Here is a 5,621-nt window from a genome sequence, read left to right as displayed (position 1 = left end):
TTTCTGCCTCCTGCCCAACTATACAAAGCTATGATTAATATGCAACTCCTCGGCTACTTGAAGGGGTAGTGTTATACAAGAATTTAATTATCAGCTTATAGCCAAATATTTACCACTTTTTTTATGAAAAAAGTCTACTCCCCCTTCAGCGTAGGGGAAGCTCTTCGGCAATCCAACCCTTTGCCGTGGCTTAAACTATTGTTGCTCTTTATTACACTTGGAGCCTTTTTAAATGATGCTAATGGCCAAAATAAAGCAAGTAAATGGCATTTTGGTAACTTGTCTTATTTAAGCTTTGATACCAGTCCGGCTAAAGTAGTAAACGGAGCATCTTCTGTAACTTTTTATAGCTCTGCTGTTACAACTATCTCTAATAATGCCGGGGTAACCCAGTTTATTCTTGGTAGAAATAGTATCTATAAAGCGGATGGAAGTGTAATGCCTAATGGGCAAAACATAGTTCAGATTTCGCTATATAATACGAACTCTGCTATAGCTGTACCAAAGCCTGGTAGTACATCTGAATATTTTATCTTTTCAGCAGAAAGGTTACTGGGTAATTACTCTGTTGTGGATATGACAGTGCAACAGGTTAAAGCAGATAAAGTACGAATTCCTTTATATAATTCTACTGATTTTGAAGCTATTCGTGTTACTGCTGTGAAAGGCAACCGCAATAACTATTGGGTAATATTTGCCGGTCATATTGTAAGCACAGGTAAGATAGCTTTTAAAGTTTTTGAGCTATCGGTAACAGGTATATCTACAGTGCCCGTAACATATGAATTTACTGCTCCATCTGCAATAAATTCATATACGCAGGGTCACGTGAAGGTAAGCCCTGACAGAACTAAAATAGCATATAGCCTATATTTAACAAATGTAAGGCTCAACCTGTTAGATTTTAACGCAACAACAGGAGTTATATCTAATAATAAAATTTTAAATACTACAGAATATACATACGGTATAGATTTTACGCATGACTCTAAGTATTTATATGCAATTCAGCAAAGTAGTGGTAACCCATTAAACAGATATACTGTTAATGCCGGAACTCAGGCAGACATTATTGCATCAAAACAGGTTGTAAAGACTAACGTTTTTGGTGACCTGCAGTTAGGGCCAGATAAAAATATCTATTTATTTGGGGATTCAAGTCCAGGAGTATTTATAAATCCTGCAGCTGCTAGTGTTGCAAATATCACATATCAAGCAATAGCCGGGCTCTCATCCAATTATCTATGCGTTAATTATCCGGTCAATCTTATCATAAATTCAATTGAATTATCTAACTCAAGCATTACAGAGGGTAACAGCGCAGGGGCTGTTATAGGCACTTTGTCTGCTTCTTTTGAAGACGGAAGCACAAATGGAACCTTTAGTTTAGTAGCAGGAGATGGTGATAATGATAACGCCCTATTCACGATTACAGATGGAGAGCTAAAGGCAAATGGCGTATTTGACTACAAAACTAAATCCGCTTATACTGTTAGAATTCGTGCTACTCCGGCCTCTGCAACTGAAACGCTGGAAGATGTTTTTACTATAACTATAAAGCCATCTGTACCTGTTGCCGGTTACTTAAATGGCCTGCAATTCGATGGCGTTAACGATTATGTAGAAATTCCTTCTCAGGCTTCTAACCAGTTCAATTCTGAGACAGAAACTACTATCTCCATGTGGTTTAAGGCCAATACTATGGCTGAAGCAGGTCTTTTCAACAGACGTTCAGGTGGCGGCGATATGCAGTACTGGCTAACCGCTGCGAATGGGAAATTTACTTTTGGAATTGACAAACATGGCTACGGCTGGACTTGGGTAGGAACAACAGATGCTTATAAAGTAGGCGAATGGGTTCACGTTGCTGCTGTAAGGCGCAATGTTAGTGGCCAGCGCAAAATGGAAATTTACGCCAACGGCGTTTTAGTTGGCTCTGGTACATTATATTGGTCTTCATCAGCGTCCAGTGCGCCTATCCGCATTGGTACATACATGAATGCAGATGGTGCTTTTGCAAACGCTCAGATCGACAACGTTTCGCTTTGGAAAAAAGCTTTAACCGTTGAAGAAATAAAAGGCTTGGGTGCTACTACCCTAAATGGTAACGAAACTGACCTGGCTGGATACTGGCGTTTTGATGAAACTACAGGTACTATAGCTTATGATGCCACGACAAATGCAAACCATGGCACGCTCATAAACATGGACCTGGCAACAGCCAGAGTTGCATCAACTGCGGGTGATATCATCACCAAAAAGAATGTGGCTTACACTGGTAAACTAGCTGGTAGCGACCCTGCAGGAAACTCTTTAAGCTATAGTTTAGTTACCGGGCCATCTAAAGGCACGATTGTACTCAATGCTAATGGAGCCTTTACCTATACACCTAGTACCGATGTGATTGGCGCTGATAATTTCTCTTACAAGGTAAGTAACGGAAGCATTGCCTCAAATATAGCTACTGTAAATGTAACTATAGTTGAGCTGGCAGCCCCTTCCGCGCCAGACCTGTTAAGCTCTAGCGATTCTGGTTCAAGCGATACTGACAACATCACCAATAATAATTCGCCTGTCTTTCAAGGAACAGCATCTGCCGGCACAACTGTAACACTATATGCCAATGGAAATGCGGTGGGCAGTACTACGGCCAATAGTACAGGCACCTGGTCTATAACTGCCAGTAGTTTAGCGGAAGGAACTCATACATTCACGGCAAAGGCAGTGGATGCCTCAGGTAGCGAAAGCCCTGCGTCGTCGGGCTTAAGTGTAACAATCGACTTAACGGCTCCTGATGCGACCATTACCACTGGGCCTGCTTCCATGACTAACTCAGCCAATGCCACCTTTACTTTCACAAGTAGTGAGGCGGGCACGTTTGAAGCAAGCATAGATGGAAGTGCGTTTACTGCTGCTACTTCACCGCTTAGCTTAATAGGGTTAAGCGAAGGGAATCTTACCCTGATGGTGAGAGCTATAGATGCAGCCGGAAACATAGATGCAACACCAGCATCTTATACCTGGTTAATCGACACGACAGCGCCTACAATAACAGGCATCACTAGATACATCCCATCAGAAGCATACATCAACACAAACACAGTTACCTATCTGGTAACCTTAAGCGAGGCTGTTTCAGGCGTAGATGTAAGTGATTTCTCCTTAACCACTACAGGATCAGCAGCAGGTACTCTAACAGGTGTAAGTGTATTTCAGGAGGATTATCTGGTGTCTGTCTCTGGCATTAGCGGAAGCGGTACCATGCGCCTGGATGTAAAAGCGAGTGGTACCGGCATCACGGATCAGGCTGGGAATGTGTTAAGTACAGGCTATAGTTCCGGTGAGGTTTATACTATAGATACCACCAATCCGACTGTCACTTCTCTCTCAGTACCAGCTAACAGTACCTACAGAGCGGGTCAGCAACTGGACTTCACTGTAAGCTTTAATGAAGTTGTAACAATCGGGACAGCAGGCGGTACTCCAACACTTAGCCTTACCATCGGCTCTGCTTCCCAACAGGCAGCTTATGTGAGTGGTTCGGGTTCAACATCCGTGATTTTCCGCTATACTGTACAGCAGGGTGAGCAGGACATGGACGGTATCACCTTAGGAGGTATTACCTTGAATGGAGGTACTATAACGGACGCTATCGGCAATTCGGCTGTTTTATCGCTGAGCGGAGTAGTTCCTTCAACAGCCGGTGTTTTAGTTGATGCTGTTGCACCAACGCTGCAAAAAGTAACTATAGCCTCGTCTAACAATGACGCTACAAAAGCAAAGGCAGATGATATTGTTACGCTTAGCTTAGAAGCTTCTGAGCCAATTGCTAAGCCAACAGTTACTATAGCAGGCCAAACAGCAACGGTAACAGCAGTAAGCACTAGTGTCTATACTGCAACTTATACGTTAACTACGGCAAATGCAGAAGGTGTAGTTCCTTTTACCATTACCTATCAGGACCTGGCAGGTAATACTGGTACAGCTGTTAGTGCCACCACAAACAGCAGCAGTGTTACCTTCGACAAAACAGCGCCGGTAGTAAATGTAAAGGACATCACGATCCAACTGAACAACACGGGAGCAGCAACTATTACAACAGCAGCTATAGATAATGGCTCTACTGACAACTATGGCATTGCATCGATGACCTTGTCTAATACTTCATTCGACTGCAGCAATGTTGGGAATAATAATGTGATTTTGACTGTAACCGATTTAAGCGGCAACACTTCAACAGCAACTGCTACAGTAACAGTAGAAGACAAGGTTGCGCCAGTTGTTGTAGTGAAGTCTATTACGGTAGAGCTGGATGCAGCGGGCAAGGCAACTATAACACCAGCCGACATCAACAATGGTTCTACCGACAACTGCTCTATTCCTGCAAACGGCTATAGTTTGGATAAGACCAGCTTTACATGCGCTAACCTTGGTACGAACACGGTAACTCTGACTGTAACCGATGCAGCTGGTAACTCAGAAAGCAAAACAGCAATCGTTACGGTAAAAGATGTAACTGCTCCAACTGCTAAAGCGAAGGATGTTACGGTTCAGCTGGATGCCAATGGTGCGGCAACTATAACACCGGCTATGCTAGATAATGGTTCTTCGGATGAGTGCGGAAACGTAACCTTAGCACTTTCTAAAACCACGTTTGGTTGCGCTGACCTGGGTACTCACACCGTAACCTTAACGGTAACAGATGCCAGCGGTAACCAATCAACTGCCGAGGCCACTGTAACTGTAAAAGATAACGTTGCGCCGGTAGCTAAAACCAAAAACTTCTTGGTAACATTAGATGCCACAGGCAAAGCAACTATAGCAGTAGCTGATGTAAACAACGGCTCTTCTGATAATTGCGAAATCGAAACATTAGTACTTTCTAAAACTGCATTCGACTGCGGCAACATAGGTTCTAATACGGTTACTTTAACTGCTACTGATAAGAGCGGTAACAGTCATACTGCTACGGCTATAGTTACGGTAGTAGACGAGACACTTCCGGTGGCTGCTGCTAAAAACATAACAGTGCAGTTAGAGACAAGCGGCTCAGTTACAATTGCTGCCAGCGACGTTAACAATGGTAGTTCAGATGCTTGCGGAATAAAGTCGATGACGCTGAGCAAAACTACGTTCGATTGTGCCAACGTAGGAGATAACACAGTAACCTTAACAGTAACCGACACCAATGGCAATGTGGCAACCGCTACTGCTATTGTTACGGTTGAAGATAAGGTTGTGCCGGTAGCAAAAGCTCAGAACCTAACAATAGAGCTGGATGCAAATGGCGTGGCTACGATAACTGCAGCTGCTGTAGATAACGGTAGTACGGATGCCTGTGGCCCTGTTAGCTTATCGCTATCTAAAACCACGTTTGGATGTGCTAATATTGGAGCCAACACAGTAACACTTACCGTTACCGATAAGAATGGCAACAAAGCAACTACCGAGGCCACTATAACAGTAATAGATGAACTGGCTCCGGTAGCACGTGCAAAGGCCATTACCGTGCAGCTTGATGCAACAGGCAAAGCCACGATCAAAGCAGAAGATGTAGATAATGGCTCTACCGACAATTGCGGCATCGAAAAAATAGCATTGGATATAACTGCTTTCGATTG

Annotated in this window: 1 protein-coding gene; it reads left to right on the top strand. The window is 43.4% G+C overall.

Features of this window, described 5'->3' with window-relative positions; all coding sequences use genetic code 11:
* Positions 1-1,341: 1,341 nt before the first annotated feature.
* On the top strand, positions 1,342-5,621 hold a 4,280-nt coding region (locus GXP69_RS18810; protein ID WP_204282097.1), incomplete at its 3' end, for an Ig-like domain-containing protein.

The organism is Pontibacter burrus (assembly GCF_010686685.1).
In the GTDB taxonomy this organism is placed as follows: domain Bacteria; phylum Bacteroidota; class Bacteroidia; order Cytophagales; family Hymenobacteraceae; genus Pontibacter; species Pontibacter burrus.
Note: the sequence above shows the minus strand (reverse complement) of the source record. Positions and strands in the feature narration are given on the sequence as shown.